The 16,809-nt window shown below is 65.8% G+C and carries 18 protein-coding genes; 10 read left to right on the top strand and 8 right to left on the bottom strand.

Annotated elements, in window-relative coordinates:
• Window positions 1-4 precede the first annotated feature (4 nt).
• Window positions 5-958 (bottom strand): hydroxymethylbilane synthase, encoded by a 954-nt coding sequence (gene hemC, locus C7446_RS01365; RefSeq protein WP_121170552.1) that lies wholly within the window; start codon window positions 956-958, stop codon window positions 5-7.
• Window positions 959-1,176: 218 nt separating this feature from the next.
• On the opposite strand from hemC, the gene argH reads away from it, so the two are divergent.
• From argH to C7446_RS01325, 8 genes are all read left to right on the top strand, one after another.
• A complete protein-coding gene (argH, locus tag C7446_RS01360) occupies window positions 1,177-2,610 on the top strand; it encodes an argininosuccinate lyase (protein WP_121170550.1) in 1,434 nt (477 codons plus the stop codon).
• The gene (gene lptM, locus C7446_RS01355; RefSeq protein ID WP_121170548.1) at window positions 2,610-2,978 is read left to right on the top strand and encodes an LPS translocon maturation chaperone LptM; all 369 of its coding nucleotides are present in this window, start codon (window positions 2,610-2,612) and stop codon (window positions 2,976-2,978) included. The genes argH and lptM overlap by 1 nt, the downstream gene beginning before the upstream one ends.
• Window positions 2,978-4,246, top strand: a complete 1,269-nt coding sequence (gene lysA, locus C7446_RS01350) for a diaminopimelate decarboxylase (protein WP_121170547.1) — start codon at window positions 2,978-2,980, stop codon at window positions 4,244-4,246. Before lptM ends, lysA begins: the two co-directional genes overlap by 1 nt.
• On the top strand, window positions 4,243-5,085 hold the full coding sequence (gene dapF / locus C7446_RS01345) for a diaminopimelate epimerase (protein WP_147408710.1): 843 nt from the start codon (window positions 4,243-4,245) through the stop codon (window positions 5,083-5,085). The genes lysA and dapF overlap by 4 nt, the downstream gene beginning before the upstream one ends.
• Before the next feature lie 33 nt (window positions 5,086-5,118).
• Entirely contained in the window at window positions 5,119-5,808 is a 690-nt protein-coding gene (locus tag C7446_RS01340; protein ID WP_121170545.1) for a DUF484 family protein, read from the top strand.
• A complete protein-coding gene (locus tag C7446_RS01335) occupies window positions 5,805-6,734 on the top strand; it encodes a tyrosine recombinase XerC (protein WP_121170543.1) in 930 nt (309 codons plus the stop codon). The genes C7446_RS01340 and C7446_RS01335 overlap by 4 nt, the downstream gene beginning before the upstream one ends.
• Window positions 6,727-7,428 carry an HAD family hydrolase gene (locus C7446_RS01330; RefSeq protein ID WP_121170541.1) on the top strand — a complete coding sequence of 234 codons (702 nt, stop codon included), beginning with the start codon at window positions 6,727-6,729 and terminating at the stop codon, window positions 7,426-7,428. Before C7446_RS01335 ends, C7446_RS01330 begins: the two co-directional genes overlap by 8 nt.
• Before the next feature lie 168 nt (window positions 7,429-7,596).
• Window positions 7,597-7,992, top strand: coding sequence for a hypothetical protein (locus C7446_RS01325; RefSeq protein WP_121170531.1), 396 nt, complete (start codon window positions 7,597-7,599; stop codon window positions 7,990-7,992).
• Between the two features lie 37 nt (window positions 7,993-8,029).
• Here the strand turns inward: C7446_RS01325 and yihA are convergent, their stop codons facing one another.
• Entirely contained in the window at window positions 8,030-8,653 is a 624-nt protein-coding gene (gene yihA, locus C7446_RS01320; RefSeq protein ID WP_121170529.1) for a ribosome biogenesis GTP-binding protein YihA/YsxC, read from the bottom strand.
• 205 nt (window positions 8,654-8,858) lie between these two features.
• On the opposite strand from yihA, the gene C7446_RS01315 reads away from it, so the two are divergent.
• Complete coding sequence (locus C7446_RS01315) at window positions 8,859-9,521, top strand: thiol:disulfide interchange protein DsbA/DsbL (RefSeq protein ID WP_121170527.1); 663 nt, start codon at window positions 8,859-8,861, stop codon at window positions 9,519-9,521.
• Window positions 9,522-9,544: 23 nt separating this feature from the next.
• Window positions 9,545-10,366, top strand: coding sequence for an endonuclease/exonuclease/phosphatase family protein (locus C7446_RS01310; RefSeq protein ID WP_211327817.1), 822 nt, complete (start codon window positions 9,545-9,547; stop codon window positions 10,364-10,366).
• Between the two features lie 106 nt (window positions 10,367-10,472).
• On the opposite strand, the gene nuoN is transcribed toward C7446_RS01310, so the two are convergent.
• Genes nuoN through nuoI form a run of 6 tightly spaced genes read right to left on the bottom strand, consistent with a single transcriptional unit; the run spans window position 10,473 to window position 16,804 of the window.
• The gene (nuoN, locus tag C7446_RS01305; RefSeq protein WP_121170523.1) at window positions 10,473-11,924 is read right to left on the bottom strand and encodes an NADH-quinone oxidoreductase subunit NuoN; all 1,452 of its coding nucleotides are present in this window, start codon (window positions 11,922-11,924) and stop codon (window positions 10,473-10,475) included.
• 11 nt (window positions 11,925-11,935) lie between these two features.
• A complete protein-coding gene (gene nuoM, locus C7446_RS01300) occupies window positions 11,936-13,465 on the bottom strand; it encodes an NADH-quinone oxidoreductase subunit M (RefSeq protein WP_121170521.1) in 1,530 nt (509 codons plus the stop codon).
• Window positions 13,466-13,485: 20 nt separating this feature from the next.
• A complete protein-coding gene (gene nuoL, locus C7446_RS01295; protein WP_121170519.1) occupies window positions 13,486-15,336 on the bottom strand; it encodes an NADH-quinone oxidoreductase subunit L in 1,851 nt (616 codons plus the stop codon).
• Window positions 15,333-15,641 (bottom strand): NADH-quinone oxidoreductase subunit NuoK, encoded by a 309-nt coding sequence (nuoK, locus tag C7446_RS01290; RefSeq protein WP_121170517.1) that lies wholly within the window; start codon window positions 15,639-15,641, stop codon window positions 15,333-15,335. The genes nuoL and nuoK overlap by 4 nt, the downstream gene beginning before the upstream one ends.
• A 14-nt stretch (window positions 15,642-15,655) precedes the next feature.
• Window positions 15,656-16,210, bottom strand: coding sequence for an NADH-quinone oxidoreductase subunit J (nuoJ, locus tag C7446_RS01285; RefSeq protein ID WP_121170515.1), 555 nt, complete (start codon window positions 16,208-16,210; stop codon window positions 15,656-15,658).
• A 21-nt stretch (window positions 16,211-16,231) separates the two neighbouring features.
• Complete coding sequence (nuoI, locus tag C7446_RS01280) at window positions 16,232-16,804, bottom strand: NADH-quinone oxidoreductase subunit NuoI (protein WP_121170513.1); 573 nt, start codon at window positions 16,802-16,804, stop codon at window positions 16,232-16,234.
• Between the last annotated feature and the right edge of the window lie 5 nt (window positions 16,805-16,809).

Here is a 16,809-nt window from a genome sequence, read left to right as displayed (position 1 = left end):
CGGCTCAGCGCGGGGGTCGCTCGTCGCCATAGACCGCCTCGAGAATGCGACCGGCACCGCGGGAGAGCAGGTCCTCGGCGACCCGTACCCCCAGTGCCTGCGGGTCCTCGGCAGGGCCACGCGCTTCGGCACGCAGCACCTCCGAGCCATCCGGTTCGCCAACCAGCCCCCGCAGCCACAGTGTCTGATTGTTGTTCTCGAGTACCGCATGGCCGCCGATCGGCACCTGACAGCCGCCCTCGAGACGGGTGTTCATGGCCCGCTCGGCCAGTACCCGCAGCGTGGTCTCGTGATCGGCCAGCGGCGCCATCAGTGCGCGCACCTCATCGTCCTCGACCCGGCACTCGATGCCCAGTGCCCCCTGGCCGCAGGCCGGCAGCATGATCTCCACCGGAATGCGCTGGGTGATGCGCTCGCTCATGTCGAGCCGCTCGAGTCCGGAGGTTGCCAGAATGATGGCATCGAACTGGCCGTCATCGAGCTTGCCCAGCCGGGTCTGCACACTGCCGCGCAGGTTGACCACCACCAGATCGGGCCGATGCGCCCGCAGTTGCAGCGCCCGGCGCAGGCTCGAGGTGCCCACGGTGGCCCCCTCGGGCAGCGCATCGACCCCTGCGTGATGATTGGAGACGAACGCATCGGTGGGTGCGCCGCGATCGAGGATGACCTCCAGCCCCAGACCCTCGGGGAAGCCCATCGGCACATCCTTCATCGAATGCACGGCAATGTCGGCGATATCGGCCAGCATCGCCTCTTCCAGTTCCTTGACGAACAGGCCCTTGCCGCCGACCTTGGCCAGCGGCGTATCGAGGATCCTGTCGCCACGGGTGGAGAGTCCCACCAGCTCAACGGTCAGCTCGGGATAGAGCGCTGCCAGACGCGCCCTGACATGCTCCGCCTGCCACAGCGCCAGCGGACTCTTGCGGGTAGCGATTCTCAACCGGGTACGTTGGCTCACGGGGGCTCCAGCCGGATCAAAACGGGGGCGTGCAGCCGCCCGCTGCCGGGCGCTGCACGCATATTCGGTCTGTGCAGCATGATAAAGCAGTGCCGCGCCCGGCAAAACCGCTGCCGGCCTCGACCTTCCGCCACCGGAGTCTGATACACTCGAACTCCCGACAGGCATGACGCGACTGCCATGCCCGCTCCGATCCGATGTCAGGACGACCAGGCCCGATGACGCAGCAGACCAACCAATCCTGGGGCGGACGCTTCAGCGAGCCCACCGACGCCTTCGTCGCCGAGTTCACGGCCTCGATCGGCTTTGATCACCGGCTCTATCACCACGACATTCGTGGCTCGATCGCCCACGCCACCATGCTGGCCCGGGTAGGCGTGCTCGAGACCCACGAGCGCGATGCCATCATCGACGGTCTGCGCGCCATCGAGGCCGACATCGAGCGCGGTGACATCGAGTGGTCGGTGGCGCTGGAAGACATTCACATGAATATCGAGGCGCGCCTGACCGAGCGCATCGGCCCGGTCGGCAAGAAGCTGCACACCGGCCGCTCGCGCAACGATCAGATTGCCACCGATATCCGGCTCTACCTGCGCGATGCCATCGACACCATCGCCGCCGAGCTGACCCGGCTGCGCGAGGGCCTGATCGAGCTGGCCGATCGTGAAGCCGATACCATCATGCCCGGCTTCACCCACCTGCAGAGCGCCCAGCCGGTCACCTTCGGCCATCACCTGCTCGCCTGGCAGGAGATGATCGCCCGCGATCAGCAACGGCTGCTGGACTGCCGCAGCCGGGTCAACGTGCTGCCGCTCGGCGCCGCCGCGCTGGCCGGCACCAGCTACCCCATCGACCGCCATGTCACTGCCGAGCTGCTGGGCTTTGACCGGCCGGCGGAGAACTCGCTGGATGCGGTCAGCGATCGCGACTTCGCCATCGAGTTCACCGCCTTTGCCAGCCTGCTGCTGATGCACCTGTCGCGCATGAGCGAGGAGCTGGTGCTGTGGACCAGCGCCCAGTTCGACTTCATCGAGCTGCCCGATCGCTTCTGTACCGGCTCGTCGATCATGCCGCAGAAGAAGAACCCCGACGTTCCCGAGCTGGTGCGCGGCAAGAGCGGCCGGGTCTATGGTCATCTGATGAGCCTGCTGACGCTGATGAAGTCGCAGCCGCTGGCCTACAACAAGGACAACCAGGAGGACAAGGAGCCGCTGTTCGACACCGTCGAGACGGTATGCGGCTGCCTGCGCGCCTTTGCCGACATGGTGCCGGCGATCGAGGCCCGGCGCGATCACATGCGCGAGGCCGCCCGCCGCGGCTTTGCCACCGCCACCGATCTGGCGGACTACCTGGTGCGGCGCGGGCTGGCCTTTCGTGATGCCCACGAAGTGGTCGGCCAGGCGGTGGCCTTCGGCATCGAGCAGGGTCGCGATCTTGCGGAGATGAGCCTCGAGGAGCTCGGCAGGTTCTCCGCGGCGATCGACGAGGATGTCTTCGAGGTGCTGACCCTGGAGGGCTCGGTGGCCGCGCGCAATCACATCGGCGGCACGGCGCCCGATCAGGTCCGCGCCGCGGCCCAGCGCGCGCGCGACAGCCTGGCCGCACTGCCGGCCCATGCTCACTGGAACCCCACCGCAGAGGACGCTCCCTGATGTACTACCGTCTCGCCCTGTGCGCCCTCGCCCTGCCCCTGGTGCTGGCCGGCTGCGGTCAGAAGGGCCCGCTCTACATGCCCTCCGATCAGCAGGCGCAGGAGAGGTACGACCCGCAGGATGCCTATGATGAGGGGTCGGATAGCGACAGCGGACAGCCGCGCAGCAGCGGCGCCGCAACGCCGCAGGAGGCCCCGCCAAGCGATGCCGACACTTCCGGGAGCCGGCGTGCGCAGGAGGGTGACACCATGCCCGAGGGCAACGCTCCGGGTGCCCGCGATACCGGCGAACAGTCGAGCGTCCCCAACATCGGCAGCGGCACCGGCACCACCACCAATCCGGTCGGCGGACCGGGAGGCGCGAACTGATGGCGTCATCGCATTTCAGCTATCGTCGGGATGAGCTGCACGCCGAAGACGTGGCGCTGAGCCGTATCGCCGAACAGGTCGATACGCCCTGCTATGTCTATTCGAAGGCCGCATTCACCGCACACTACCAGGCCTATGCCGAGGCGCTGGCAGACGGCCCTCACCTGGTCTGCTACGCCCTCAAGGCGAACTCCAACCTTGCCGTGCTGGGACTGCTGGCCTCGCTCGGGGCCGGCTTCGACATCGTCTCCGTTGGCGAACTCGAGCGCGTGCTCGCTGCCGGCGGCGACCCTGCGCAGGTGGTCTTCTCCGGCGTCGGCAAGCGCGAGGACGAGATGCGCCGCGCGCTGGCCGTCGATATCAAGTGCTTCAACGTCGAATCCGAGGCCGAGCTCGAACAGCTCGCCCGCACCGCCCGCGCCATGGGCCGCGTCGCCCGGGTCTCGATCCGGGTCAATCCCGATGTCGACGCCGGCACGCACCCCTACATCTCCACCGGGCTCAAGGAGAACAAGTTCGGCATTGCCATCGCCGAGGCCGAGCGGGTCTACCACCATGCCCGCGAGCTGGCCGGCGTCGAGCCGGTCGGCATCGACTGTCACATCGGCTCGCAGCTGACCGAGCTCGCCCCCTTCATCGACGCCCTCGATCGGCTGCTTGCACTGTACGACCGGCTGACGACTGACGGCATCACCATTCGCCATCTCGATCTCGGTGGCGGTCTGGGCGTCGACTACCAGGGCGAAACGCCGCCCTCGCCGGGTGACTACATCGCGGCACTGCGCCAGCGGATCGGTGATCGCCCCCTCGAGCTGATCCTCGAACCGGGCCGTTCGATTGCCGCCAATGCCGGCGTGATGCTGACCCGGGTGGCGTATCTCAAGCCCGGCGAGCATCGCAGCTTCGCGATCGTCGATGGCGCCATGAACGATCTCATCCGGCCCTCGCTCTACCAGGCCTGGCAGCGCATCACGGCCGTGCAGCAGCGCCATGATGTCGACCCCCACCGCTGGGAGATCGTCGGACCGGTCTGCGAATCGGGCGACTACCTCGGTCATGACCGGGAACTGGCGATTGCCGCCGGCGATCTGCTGGCGGTGCACTCGGCCGGCGCCTACGGCTTCGTGATGGCCTCGAACTACAACACCCGGCCACGGCCGCCGGAGGTCATGGTCGATGGCAGCGACATTCACGTGGTGCGCCAGCGCGAGCCCCTCGATGCGCTGTGGGCCGGGGAGTCGCTGCTGCCGGGAGCCGCACCTTCATGATGCTGCGCTTCGTCAAGATGCACGGGCTGGGCAACGACTTCATGGTGGTCGATCTGGTGACCCAGCGTGCCCGCCCTGCGCCCGAACTGATCCGCCGCTGGGCGGATCGTCGCTTCGGCATCGGCTTCGATCAGCTGCTGACGGTCGAACCGCCCCGCGGCCCGGAGATGGACTTCCGCTATCGCATCTACAACGCCGATGGCGGCGAGGTGGAGAACTGCGGCAACGGCGCACGCTGCTTTGCCCGCTTCGTGATCGACCAGCAGCTGACCCGCAAGCGCGAGATCCGGGTGGAGACCGCCGCCGGCCCGCTCACCCTGACGCTGGCCGACGACGGCCGGGTCCGGGTCGACATGGGTCAGCCCCGCTTCGAGCCCGCCGCCATTCCGCTGACGGCCGAACGTTCCGCTACGGCCTACACACTCGAGCTCGACGGACAATCGGCCAGCCTGGATGCCCTGTCGCTGGGCAATCCCCACGCCGTGCTCGATGTCGAGGACGTCGAGACCGCTCCGGTGGCGACCCTCGGGCCGGCCATTGAAGCCCATCCCCGCTTTCCCAACCGGGTCAATGTCGGCTTTTTGCAGGTCACCGATCGCCACCGGGCCCGGCTGCGCGTGTTCGAGCGCGGCGTCGGGGAGACCCTGGCCTGTGGCACCGGCGCCTGCGCGGCAGCCGTCAGCGGCATCCGGCGCGGGCTGCTTGCAAGTCCGGTGGATATCGCACTGCCGGGCGGGGTGCTGACCATCGAGTGGGCCGGCGCGGACGCCCACCGGACGGCGCCGGTCATCATGACCGGCCCGGCCGAACGGGTCTTCGAGGGCCGGATCGAACTCTAGGCGCTTTTCAGACAGGGCCCAACGGGAGTAGCCATGAGTGACGAGGCCGAATTCGAATCACTGGATGCCGCGCAGGTTGCGCACTGGCTGACGGCCCATCCCGATTTCTTCATGGGTCGGGAGGCCCTGCTGGAACAGCTGCGCCTGCCGCACCCGCATGCGCCGGGGACGGTTTCACTGATCGAGCGACAGGTGCTCGCCCTGCGCCACCGCTGCGAACGCAACGAACAGCGCCTGACCCACCTGCAGCGCGACCACCAGCAGCTGCAGCGCCGTGAGCGCGACTGGCACGCGCTGATGCTGGCCCTGCTGGAAGCCGATGGCCTCGATGCGCTCGCCCAGACCCTGGCGATCCAGCTCGGGGAGCGCTTCGCCATCGATGCCATTGCCCTCTGGCTGCCTGCCACGATCACGGCACCGCTGCATCCGCCGCTCTATCCGCTCGACGACATGCGCCGCGATCAGCTGGAGAGCGCTCTGGCCCGCCACGACGATGCCCCCGTCCAGCTGAGTGAAGCCGCATGGCACCTGTGGCTGCCCGATGCCCGCAGGTCCGGACAGGGAGGCGCGGCCCTGCCGGTGCGGCTGGCGCTGGGCGAGCACTACGGTTACCTGATCATTGCCGATGCCGATCCCGAACGTCTGCGGCGCGGCCCGCTGCGCCAGCTGACCGGGCACCTCGGTGAGATCATGACCCGGCTGCTGCCGAGGCGGAGCGCATGAGTCATGACCCGACCCAGGCGTGGCGCACGCTCGCTGCGGCCTTCACCACCCGTCTGGCACGCTCGCACAGCCCGGCCACCGTGGACGCCTATCGCCGCGATCTCGAGAGCTTTGCCACCTTTCTCGAGCGTCAGCAGGAGCCGCCGACGTGCTGGGCGGCAGTGACCCCGGCCCTGCTGCGCCGCTTCATGGGCAGCGAACGCTCACGCGGGCTGAGCGCCCGTTCGCTGGCCCGGCGCCAGGCAGCCCTGCGGCGCTTCTGCGACGAACTGGTACACCTCGGTCATCTCGCCAACAATCCCGCCCGACTGCTGGAGACGCCCAGGACACCGCGCCACCTGCCGCGCCCGGTGGATGTCGATCTGCTGGGGCAGTTTCTCGATACTCCGCATGACGACTCACCGCTGGCCCGTCGCGACCAGGCAATGCTGGAGCTCTGCTACTCCTGTGGCCTGCGACTGGCCGAGCTTGCCGGCATCGACCTTGCCGATCTCAACGGCAGCCGGCTGCGGGTCCGCGGCAAGGGCGACAAGCCGCGCCAGCTGCCGGTGGGGCAGCGCGCCCGGCAGGCGCTCGATGAGTGGCTGACGGTGCGCGCAAGCCTGGCCGCACCCGGCGAACCGGCACTGTTCGTCACCCGGCGCGGCAGCCGCCCCGGCCATCGGGCGATCCAGCTACGCCTGGTGCAGCTGGCGCGCCAGCGCGGCCTGCCCGAGCATCTGCACCCGCACCGCCTGCGTCACAGCTTTGCCAGTCACCTGCTGGAATCCAGCCAGGATCTGCGCGCCGTGCAGGAGTTGCTTGGTCACGCCCACCTGTCCACCACCCAGGTCTATACCCGACTCGACTGGCAGCATCTGGCCACCAGCTACGACAGCGCCCATCCCCGGGCGCGCCGGCGCCGCGAGGAGAGCGAACATGATTGAGGCGCTCACCTTCGATCTGGATGACACCTTCTGGGACAACCGCCCGGTCATGGCCCGGGTCGAGCAGCGCCACTACGAGTGGCTGGATGCGCGCATCGGCCATGCCGGAGACTTCCCGCTCGAGGAGTACCAGCGCCGCCGGGCCGAGCTGGCCCGACGCTATCCGCTGCGGCGCGGCGATTTCACCTGGCTGCGCCGTGAATCCCTGTACACCATGCTGCTCGATTTCGGTCTCGGCGCCGAGCGTGCCCGCCACTGGACCGACAGCACCATCGAGGAGATGCTGCGCCTGCGTCACGAGGTCGAGATCTACCATGAAGTACCGGGGCTGCTCGAAGCATTGCGCGAGCAGGGGCTGGGGCTGGCCGCCATCACCAATGGCAATGCCGATATCCACCGGCTGGGACTGGCCGAGCACTTCGACATCATCATCCCCGCCGGCGAGTGGCTGGCACCCAAGCCCGATGCGCGCTGCTTTCTGGCCGCGCTGGCGTATCTCGGCGTCGGCGCCCCGCATCGGGCCATGCATGTCGGCGACTCGTGGCGCGAGGACGTGCTGCCGGCGCATCATCTCGGCATGCCGGTGGCCTGGATCGATGCCAGAAACGAGCGCCATGACTGCCCGCCACACGTCCATCGCCTCGACCATGTGCGCGAGCTGCCGGCCCTGCTGGCACGTCTCGATCGGCAGTAGGCGCATGCAGCGCGGCCCCCGGCGGCTCGCCGCCTGAACGGCACCGATTGCACGAAACTGAAGACAGTGAGCCAACGGCCACAGTAAAGTTTCGCCGAATTCTGCCGGCGTTGTTACAATCAGGGATGGGAATCATTCCATTGCCGCCGAAACGCCGGAAGAGTCGTGATGCGCCCCTTCGATCTTTTGACACTGACCATCGTGCTGTGCGCGCTTGCCATCGTGATCGCCCGCCCGGGCCCCGAGGGCGGCGGCATCGTATCCGATGTCATGACCGACATCACGCTGCGCTATCCGAGCGCCACCGATCAGCGGCCGCTGATGCCCCTGCATTATGGCGCCGACAGCCAGGCCCCCCGCCAGGAATCGGCCGACTATCTCACCCGGCATGATCCCGCGCACCAGCTCAACAGCGATATTCCCGGCGCGCTTTCCCGGCAGGGACAGGGGCACGGCGGCACGCTCGAGGACGATGCGGCCGCCGCGCAGCGCTGGCACTTCCCCGAGCAGAGTCAGCCGGCACTGCTGAACTATCCGAAGTATACCCGGACCTACAGCTTCTAGCGGCGCGCGGACCTCATCCCACGGCTCGCCGGGCGGGCTACGCTTCCGGCAGGGTCAGCCACCGGGCAAGCGTATCGTTCAGGGTGTCGATGCCCTGGCGCTTGTGCGCCGAGAAGAGCTGCACCGAGACCAGATCCTCCCACTCGACGAGCGCATTGCGCACCCGGGTCATGGCCGAAGCGGCAGCACCGCGGCCCAGCTTGTCGGCCTTGGTCAGCAGGATGTGTACCGGCATGTCGTTGTCATCCGCCCACCCCAGCATCATCTGGTCGAATTCGGTCAGCGGATGGCGCACATCCATCACCAGCACGGTACCGGCCAGCGAATGACGGCGACGCAGATAGTCCGCCAGGTGCGCCTGCCATTCACGGCGTACCGCTTCGGGCACCTTCGCATAGCCGTAGCCCGGCAGATCGACCAGCCGCTGCGCACTGTCACTGCCCACGGCGAAGAAGTTGATCAGCTGGGTGCGCCCGGGCGTACGCGAGGTGCGGGCGAGCGAGTTCTGACCGGTCAGGGTGTTCAGGGCACTCGACTTGCCGGCATTGGAGCGCCCGGCAAAGGCAACTTCACGCCCCTCATCGGCCGGACAGTCGGCCAGCGTGGGCGCGCTGGTCAGAAAACGCGTCACATGAAAATTGAGGCGAGGGGCATCGGACATGACGGCTCCGCAGGCGGCATGGGCAGGAAAAGGATTCAGCGCGCTATCCTAACACGCCTGCCGGTCACAGCGGTGCAGGCTCGTCAGCGCGGCCCGCGACCGGTAGGATCGGAAAGTCCTCCCCCTGGTGGAACCGAAAACCGGTTACAGTGATCAAAACGAGCACTTTTTCCTGCATTTCCAATGGCTCAAGGAGCACCCTGCAATGCTGAAAGTTACCCGCTGGCAACCGCTGGCCCTGCTGGCCGGACTGCTGTTTTCAGGCCTGGCCATGGCCGCCGATTCAGGTGACAAGGGCTACACCACCCTCGACGAGCCGGTCCAGACCAGCGCGCCCGATGGCAAGATCGCCGTGACCGAGGTGTTCTGGTATGGCTGCCCGCACTGCTACGACCTCGAGCGCCCGCTGGAAAACTGGGTCGGCCAGCTGTCCGACGACGTGGTGTTCAACCGGGTGCCGGCACCGCTGGGCAAGACCTGGGCCAAGCATGCCGCGGCCTACTATACTGCCGAGGAGCTGGGCATCCTCGACAGGACCCATCTGGCCTTCTTCGATGCCATTCACAAGCAGGGCAAGCGGATGACCGGTGATGAAGCCATTGCCGACTTCTATTCGAACTACGGCGTCGAGCGGCAGAAGGTACTCGACACCCTGAACTCGTTCGGCGTCAAGAGCGAGCTCAACCAGGCCATGTCGAAGGTCAAGTCCTGGCAGGTCATGGGCACCCCCACCATCGTGGTGGCCGGCAAGTACAAGGTATCGCCGCAGAGCGCCCAGGGGATCGACAACATGCTCGACGTGACCGATCGCCTGATCGAGAGGGTCCGCGAGCAGCGCAGCAGCCAGAGCGCCCAGTCCGCCGAGTGAGATCGCACGACACGGGAGACCGGATGACCGGCCAGAGCAGCGACAATCCGGGCATGATCCGCCTGCTGACCTTCAATCTGCAGGTAGGCATCCATACCCAGGCCTATCACCACTATCTGACCCGCAGCTGGCAGCATCTGCTGCCCAACCGCCGCCGCGACACGCGGCTGGCCATGATCAGCGACACGCTGAAGGCGTTCGATCTGGTGGCCCTTCAGGAGGTCGACGGCGGCAGCTTTCGGTCGGGTAATGTCAATCAGGTCGAATATCTGGCCGAACAGGCCGGTTTCCCGACCCACTATCAGCAGATCAATCGCAATCTCGGGCGGCTCGCGCAGCACAGCAACGGGCTGCTGAGCCGCCTGCCACCGGGTCACATCACCAACCACCGGCTGCCGGGGCCACCCGGCCGCGGGGCCATTCATGCCCGCTTCGGTGAAGGACCGGAAGCACTGCACGTCTTTGTGGTGCATCTCGCCCTCGGGGTCCGGACCCGCAATCAGCAGCTCGACTATCTCGGGGAACTGATCAGCCCGCTGCACCATGTGGTGGTCATGGGGGATCTCAACTGCACCCCCGAGCAGCTGCACGCCCACCGGCGTTTCTGTCGGGCCCTGGACATGCGCCAGGCCCATGCCATTCCGAGCTACCCGGCCTGGCAGCCCAGCCGGGCGCTCGACCACATCCTGCTCTCCTCCTCACTGACGCCCCACAACCTGCAGGCACTGTCACCGCTGTTTTCCGATCATCTACCGCTGGCGGTGGATATCCAGCTGCCACTCTCCTGTACCCGCACCATCAACATCACCTCACAGGGACATACCCAGCGCAGGACCGGTGCCTGAGCACCCGCCTGCCGGCGTTCTTCAGCACCCGGGGCCCGCACCGGCATGAAAAAGGCCGCCCCGTCGTCTCCGACGGAGCGGCCTGCAGGGCCGATGGCGACTGCCGTCAGCCGGTCGCCATGGTGGCCGCATCGATCAGCGCGATCATCGGCTGCGGATAGACCCCGAGCACCAGTACCGCAATGGCCAGCAGCAGGACCATGACCCCGCCGGAGCGCTGTCCCCAGTCATCGGTGGCATCCCGGCGGCTCTGCTCGCCCTCGTGAAGATAGAGCCCGACCATGACCCGCAGGTAGTAGTAGAGGCCGATCGCACTGCCCACCACGATACCGGCCACCAGCCACCAGAGGCCGGACTGCACGCCCACGGCCAGGGCATAGAACTTGCCGATGAAGCCGGCAGTCATCGGAATCCCGGCCAGCGACAGCATCATCACCGTCATGACCGCCGCCAGGTAGGGCCGGCGCCAGAACAGGCCGCGGTAGTGCGACATGTCAGCGGCATCGACCCCACTATAGGGACTGGACACAAGCGCCACGACACCGAAGGTGCCCAGGGTGGTCAGCACATAAGTCACCATGTAAACACCGACGGTCTCGACCGCCAGGCTGTTGCTGGCCACCAGCGCCGTCAGCAGATAGCCCAGGTGGGCAATCGAGGAGTAGCCCAGCAGCCGCTTGATGTTGTTCTGGCGCAGGGCCAGCAGGTTGCCGACGATCATCGAGGCAAAGGCGATCACCGCGATCACGGTGTGCAGTACATCGTTGCCGGTGACCGGCGCGGTTTCGAACAGCCGGATCAGCAGGGCGAACACCGCCAGCTTGCTGACCGTGGCGAGAAAGGCCGACATCGGCGCCGGGGCCCCTTCATAGACATCCGGCGTCCACAGATGAAACGGCACCAGCGACAGCTTGAAGCCGAGCGCGATCACCATCATGCCGATCCCTGCCAGCAGCCAGAGATCATGCCCACCCTGATTCATCGATGCGCCGATGCCGGCAAACTCGAGCGTGCCGGATTCGGCATACAGCAGCGCCATGCCGAACAGCAGAAAGGCCGAGGCGGCCGCGGAAAGCACCATGTACTTGAGACCGGCTTCCAGCGACACCCGATTGCGATAGGCATAGGCCGCCATGCCGTAGAGCGGTACCGACATCAGCTCGAGCCCGATGAACAGCGCGGTCATGTGACGGCTGGCAACCAGCGTCATCGCACCCAGCACCGAGCACAGCAGCAGCATGTAGTACTCTTCGCGGCGATCGTCGAAGCCTTCCAGATAGGCGTGCGCCAGGGTGGTACAGGCCAGCGCCGCTATCAGCGCCAGCGCCATGAACAGTACCGAATAGTTGTCGAAGGCCAGCAGCGGGGTCACCTGGATCGGTGTCACCGTCAGCGTGGCCAGCAGGGACACCAGCGCCGCATTGAGCCCGATGACCGTCAGGGTGGCGCTGAGAAAGTGATGCCGCTGCCAGGCGACGCCGAGCATGACGACGATGACCGTGGCGGAGACGATCAGCAGCGGCAACAGCGCGATCAGATGTGACGTAGTCAGATTCATGGCAGCTCAGCTTACGAAGATAGCGGCGAAGAGGTAGACGCGACGAACCAGTGGTTAACCTCGCTCATCGCGGCATGCGACACATCGAGCACCAGCTGCGGATAGAAGCCCAGCAGCAGGGAGAGGCCCAGCACCAGCAGCATCATCAGATACTCGCGGGTATCCAGCCCACCCAGCGAGGTTTCGGAAGCCGGCGGCCCCCAGTAGACCCGGTGCATCAGATAGAGCGAGTAGACCGCGGCGAGCACCAGCCCGATGCTGGCAATCACCACCACCCACGGCACCACACTGAAGGCACCGAACAGGATCAGGAATTCGCCGATGAAATTGCCGGTCCCGGGCATACCCAGCGAGGCCACCACAAAGGCCAGCGCAAAGCCGGGCAGCGCGCCCATGCGGCCGAACAGCCCGCCCAGCTCACGCATGTCGCGAGTCTTGAGACGCTCGTAGATCTGGCCGCTGAGAATGAAGAGCCCGGCGGCAGAGAACGCGTGGGCCACCATCTGCACGATCACGCCCTGCAGCGCCAGCACCGTGCCGGAATAGATGCCGATCAGCACGAAACCCATGTGGGAAATGCTGGAACAGGCAATCAGTCGCTTCATGTCGCTCTGCGCAAAGGCCAGCACCGCGCCATAGAAGATGCCGATCAGACCCAGCGCCATGGCAAACGGTGCAAAGGCCTGCGAGGTCTCGGGAAACAGCGGCAGCGCAAAGCGCAGCATGCCGTAGGCCGCCGTCTTCAAGAGGATGCCGGCCAGGTCGACACTGCCCGCGGTGGGCGCCTGGGCATGGGCATCCGGCAGCCAGCCGTGCAGCGGCACCACCGGCAGCTTGACCGCGAAGGCGATGAAGAAGCCGAGCATCAGCACCCACGAGAAGACGCCGGAAATGGGCGCTTCACGCAGGACCGAATAGTCGAAGGTAAAGGTGCCGGTCTGACTGTAGTGCACGAACACCAGCCCGAGAATCGACACCAGCATCAAAAGGCCCGAGGCCTGGGTATAGATGAAGAACTTGATGGCCGCATGGACCGGCGACTTCCCTTGCGAGCTGTGGCCCCACAGCGCGATCAGGAAGTACATCGGCACCAGCATCATCTCCCAGAAGAAGAAGAACAGGAACAGGTCGATGGCGAGGAAGACCCCGACCACGCCACCAATGATCCACAGCAGGTTGAGGTGGAAGAAACCGATGCGGGTGTCGATCTCCTGCCATGAGCAGAGTACCGCCAGTACACCGAGAAACCCGGTCAGCGCCACCATGATCAGCGACAGGCCATCGAGGGCCAGGTGGAAGGTAATGCCGAAGCGGTCGATCCACGGCAGACGGAACTGCAGCTGCCAGTCGGGCTCGCTGCCCACTGTCGTTCCCAGCTGATAATCGCCGGTCACCCACAGCCAGAGCGAGAGCACCAGCACGGCGACCATGGTCAGCAGTGCGATCCAGCGAATGGGTCGCGGCGCAACACCGGCACGCTCGGCCTGCCAGCACAGCAGGCCGCCGATGAATGGTAGAAAGAGTAACCAGGGCAGGATCATGACGTTCACGGTTCCTTTCGTTAGCCCAACATCAGGGTCGCGAGCATGAGTGTCCCGCCGGCAATGAAGACACCGGCGTACCAGCGCAACCGACCGCTCTGGGTGGTCGACAGCAGGCCATTGCAGGCCAGCGCCAGACCGGGCCAGAGGTCCACCAGCGCATTGATCCAGTCACGCCGGTGCAGCCGGGCGATGAACAGCCAGGGGCGGACGAACAGCCTGTCGTAGAGCCAGTCGAAACCGCAGGCACTGTAGAGGAAGTGCCAGGTCTGGCGCCCCTTGGGCGATTCGGCCAGCGCCGTGATCGCACGTCGCTGGCCGAGGAAGAAGGCAGCAGCCACACCGATGCCCACTATGGCAACGATGCTGGAGAGCACCTCGAGGGTCAGCTGGACACCGTGCCCGAAGTTGCCTTCCACTTCGGGCAGCACATTCCCCAGCGGCTGCGAGATCATGGCCCCGACAAAGGTCGACAGTACCAGCAGCACGATCAGCGGCAGGTGATGCGCGATGCCGTGACCGGCGTGCGGATGGGTCTTCTCCTCGCCATGAAAGGCGATGAAGATCATCCGGAAGGTATAGACCGAGGTCAGGAAGGCGCCGATCAGCCCGCCCAGCCAGAGCCAGATGTGACCGTGGTCGAAGGCCAGCCACAGGATCTCGTCCTTGGAATAGAAGCCGGCGGTGACCAGCGGCAGCGCCGAGAGCGCCGCGCCGCCTACCAGGAAGCAGGCGTAGGGCAGCTTCAGGGTGCGCCACAGGCCGCCCATCCTGAAGATGTTCTGCTCATGGTGGCAGGCAATGATCACCGAACCGGAAGCGAGGAACAGCAGCGCCTTGAAGAAGGCGTGGATCATCAGGTGGAAGATCGCTGCATCCCAGGCCTGTACCCCCAGCGCCAGGAACATGTAGCCGATCTGGCTCATGGTGGAGTACGCCAGCACCCGCTTGATGTCGGTCTGGGCCAGCGCGGTCACCCCGGCCAGCAGCAGCGTCAGCATGCCGATCACGCCCACCAGCTCGAGCACGAAGGGAGCCAGCTCGAAGATGGTATGGGTGCGGGCGATCAGATAGACCCCGGCGGTCACCATGGTGGCGGCGTGGATCAGCGCCGACACCGGCGTCGGACCCGCCATGGCGTCGGCAAGCCAGGTCTGCAGCGGCAGCTGGGCGGACTTGCCGACCGCACCGCCGAGCAGCATCAGCGCCGCCAGCTCGACCATCAGATCACCTTCTGCCCATACCTGGGGTGCCCGCTCGAGCAGCGTCTGGATATCCAGGGTATGAAAGGTGACGAACAGGATGAACATGCCGATGGCGAGAAAGACGTCCCCCACCCGGGTCACGATGAACGCCTTGAAGGCCGCCCAGGCGTTGGCCTCGGTCTTGTAGTAGTAGCCGATCAGCAGGTAGCTGCACAGGCCGACACCTTCCCAGCCGAGATAGAGCAGCAGCAGGTTGTTGCCCAGTACCAGCAGTATCATGCTGAACACGAACAGGTTCATGTAGGCGAAGAAGCGGGCATAGCCGGGGCCGCCCTCGAGATCCTCGCGCATGTACCAGGAGGCAAACAGGTGAATCAGAAAGCCGACGCCGGTAATGACATTGAGCATGGTCAGTGACAGGCCGTCGAGATAGAGCGTGAAGCCCATCCGGAAGTCATTGACCGACACCCACTGCCAGAGCTGCTGCACCACGCCCTCGCGGGCACCGGACAGCCAGATCAGGTCGAGAATGGCAGTCACCAGCGCGGCCAGGCCCACCGAGCCGACACCGAACACCGCCGCGAGACGATCGGGCATGCGTGGCCTGAACGAGAGCACCACGGCGCCGATCAGCGGAAACAGGGCAACAAGGGGTAGCAGGTTCATCCGTTCATCTCACTGGCTGCATCGACATCGAGCGTCCGGAAACGCCGCTGGAGCTGGATCAGCAGGCCCAGCCCGATACTGGCCTCGGCCGCTGCCAGGGTAATGATCATGATGAACATGATCTGGCCATCGGGCTGCTCCCAGTGCTGGCCGGCGACGATGAAGGCCAGCCCGGCAGCGTTCATCATGATCTCCAGACTCATCAGGATGAACAGGGTGTTACGCCGCACCAGCATCCCCACAAGCCCGAGCACGAACAGGATGGCGGCCAGCGCCATACCGTGCTCGACCGGTAGTCCGTTCATGGTTGCCCCCTTATTCAGTCGTTATCCGGGCCGCGCTGGGCCGGCTCGTTCATGGTGCGATCCGGCTCGATCTGACGCTCTTCGTCACGACCGACGTGAACCGCTGCAACCAGCGCCGCCAGCAGCAGGAAGGAAGCCAGTTCGACCATCAGCAGATAGGGGCCGAACAGCCGGATACCGACCTCGGTCGCCTGCAGCGTGTCACCGCTGATGCCGCCCAGCGAACCGCCACCCCACAGCGCGATGGCAAGGACCACCAGCAGGATGGCCGCGAGGATCGCGGGGCCGGTCCAGATGCCGGGTCTCAGCCAGCGCCGCTCGCGCTCGATCGACTCCTGGCCGACGTTGAGCATCATGATCACGAAGACGAACAGCACCATGATCGCACCGGCATAGACGATGATCTCCAGCGCCGCGGCGAAGGGTGCCCCCAGGGCAAAGAACACCATGGCGATTGCCAGCAGCGAAACGATCAGATAGAGCAGCGCATGCACCGCATCGGTATGGGTGATGACGCGAAAGGTCGACAGTATGGCCACCAGGGCGGACAGATAGAACGCGATTTCCACGGAAACTCCTTGTCCGGCCGGTCAGGGCAACAGTGTCTTGACGTCGACGGGCTGCGCTTCGTTCTGCGCCGCCCCCTTGGGCTTGCCGGAAATCGACATGCCCGCGACCCGATAGAAATTGTAGTTGTGATCCTTGCCCGGTCCGGAGATCAGCAGATCACGCTTTTCGTAGACCAGCTCCTGGCGGTCGTACTCGCACATCTCGTAATCGGGCGTAAGCTGGATCGCCGAGGTCGGGCAGGCCTCCTCGCACATGCCGCAGAAGATGCAGCGCGAGAAGTTGATGCGGAAGAACTCCGGATACCAGCGCCCGTCCTCCTTCTCACCCTTCTGCAGCGAGATGCAGGCCACCGGGCAGGCGACCGCGCAGAGGTTGCAGGCGACACAACGCTCCTCCCCGTCGGGATCGCGGGTCAGCACGATGCGACCCCGGTAGCGCGGCGGCAGATAGGGTTTCTCTTCGGGATAGTTGATGGTCTCGCGCTTGTGAAACGAGTGCATGAAGACCATGCCGATGGTGCGCACGTTGGTGCCGGTACCGACCACCACCTTGCGCACTCCCTTGAATACCTCGCCGAGAAACGTATCGGACATATCGG

Source organism: Kushneria sinocarnis, assembly GCF_003633775.1.
In the GTDB taxonomy this organism is placed as follows: domain Bacteria; phylum Pseudomonadota; class Gammaproteobacteria; order Pseudomonadales; family Halomonadaceae; genus Kushneria; species Kushneria sinocarnis.
Note: the sequence above shows the minus strand (reverse complement) of the source record. Positions and strands in the feature narration are given on the sequence as shown.

Excerpts from the sequence above, each read along its gene's own strand:
- C7446_RS01325 (WP_121170531.1), top strand. The coding sequence starts at position 7,597 with ATGCGCCCCTTCGATCTTTTGACACTGACCATCGTGCTGTGCGCGCTT.
- yihA (WP_121170529.1), bottom strand. The coding sequence starts at position 8,653 with ATGTCCGATGCCCCTCGCCTCAATTTTCATGTGACGCGTTTTCTGACC.
- C7446_RS01340 (WP_121170545.1), top strand. The coding sequence starts at position 5,119 with ATGAGTGACGAGGCCGAATTCGAATCACTGGATGCCGCGCAGGTTGCG.
- nuoM (WP_121170521.1), bottom strand. The coding sequence starts at position 13,465 with ATGATCCTGCCCTGGTTACTCTTTCTACCATTCATCGGCGGCCTGCTG.
- nuoK (WP_121170517.1), bottom strand. The coding sequence starts at position 15,641 with ATGAACGGACTACCGGTCGAGCACGGTATGGCGCTGGCCGCCATCCTG.
- lysA (WP_121170547.1), top strand. The coding sequence starts at position 2,978 with ATGGCGTCATCGCATTTCAGCTATCGTCGGGATGAGCTGCACGCCGAA.
- nuoI (WP_121170513.1), bottom strand. The coding sequence starts at position 16,804 with ATGTCCGATACGTTTCTCGGCGAGGTATTCAAGGGAGTGCGCAAGGTG.
- lptM (WP_121170548.1), top strand. The coding sequence starts at position 2,610 with ATGTACTACCGTCTCGCCCTGTGCGCCCTCGCCCTGCCCCTGGTGCTG.
- argH (WP_121170550.1), top strand. The coding sequence starts at position 1,177 with ATGACGCAGCAGACCAACCAATCCTGGGGCGGACGCTTCAGCGAGCCC.
- C7446_RS01310 (WP_211327817.1), top strand. The coding sequence starts at position 9,545 with ATGACCGGCCAGAGCAGCGACAATCCGGGCATGATCCGCCTGCTGACC.
- C7446_RS01335 (WP_121170543.1), top strand. The coding sequence starts at position 5,805 with ATGAGTCATGACCCGACCCAGGCGTGGCGCACGCTCGCTGCGGCCTTC.
- C7446_RS01315 (WP_121170527.1), top strand. The coding sequence starts at position 8,859 with ATGCTGAAAGTTACCCGCTGGCAACCGCTGGCCCTGCTGGCCGGACTG.
- nuoN (WP_121170523.1), bottom strand. The coding sequence starts at position 11,924 with ATGAATCTGACTACGTCACATCTGATCGCGCTGTTGCCGCTGCTGATC.
- nuoL (WP_121170519.1), bottom strand. The coding sequence starts at position 15,336 with ATGAACCTGCTACCCCTTGTTGCCCTGTTTCCGCTGATCGGCGCCGTG.
- dapF (WP_147408710.1), top strand. The coding sequence starts at position 4,243 with ATGATGCTGCGCTTCGTCAAGATGCACGGGCTGGGCAACGACTTCATG.
- C7446_RS01330 (WP_121170541.1), top strand. The coding sequence starts at position 6,727 with ATGATTGAGGCGCTCACCTTCGATCTGGATGACACCTTCTGGGACAAC.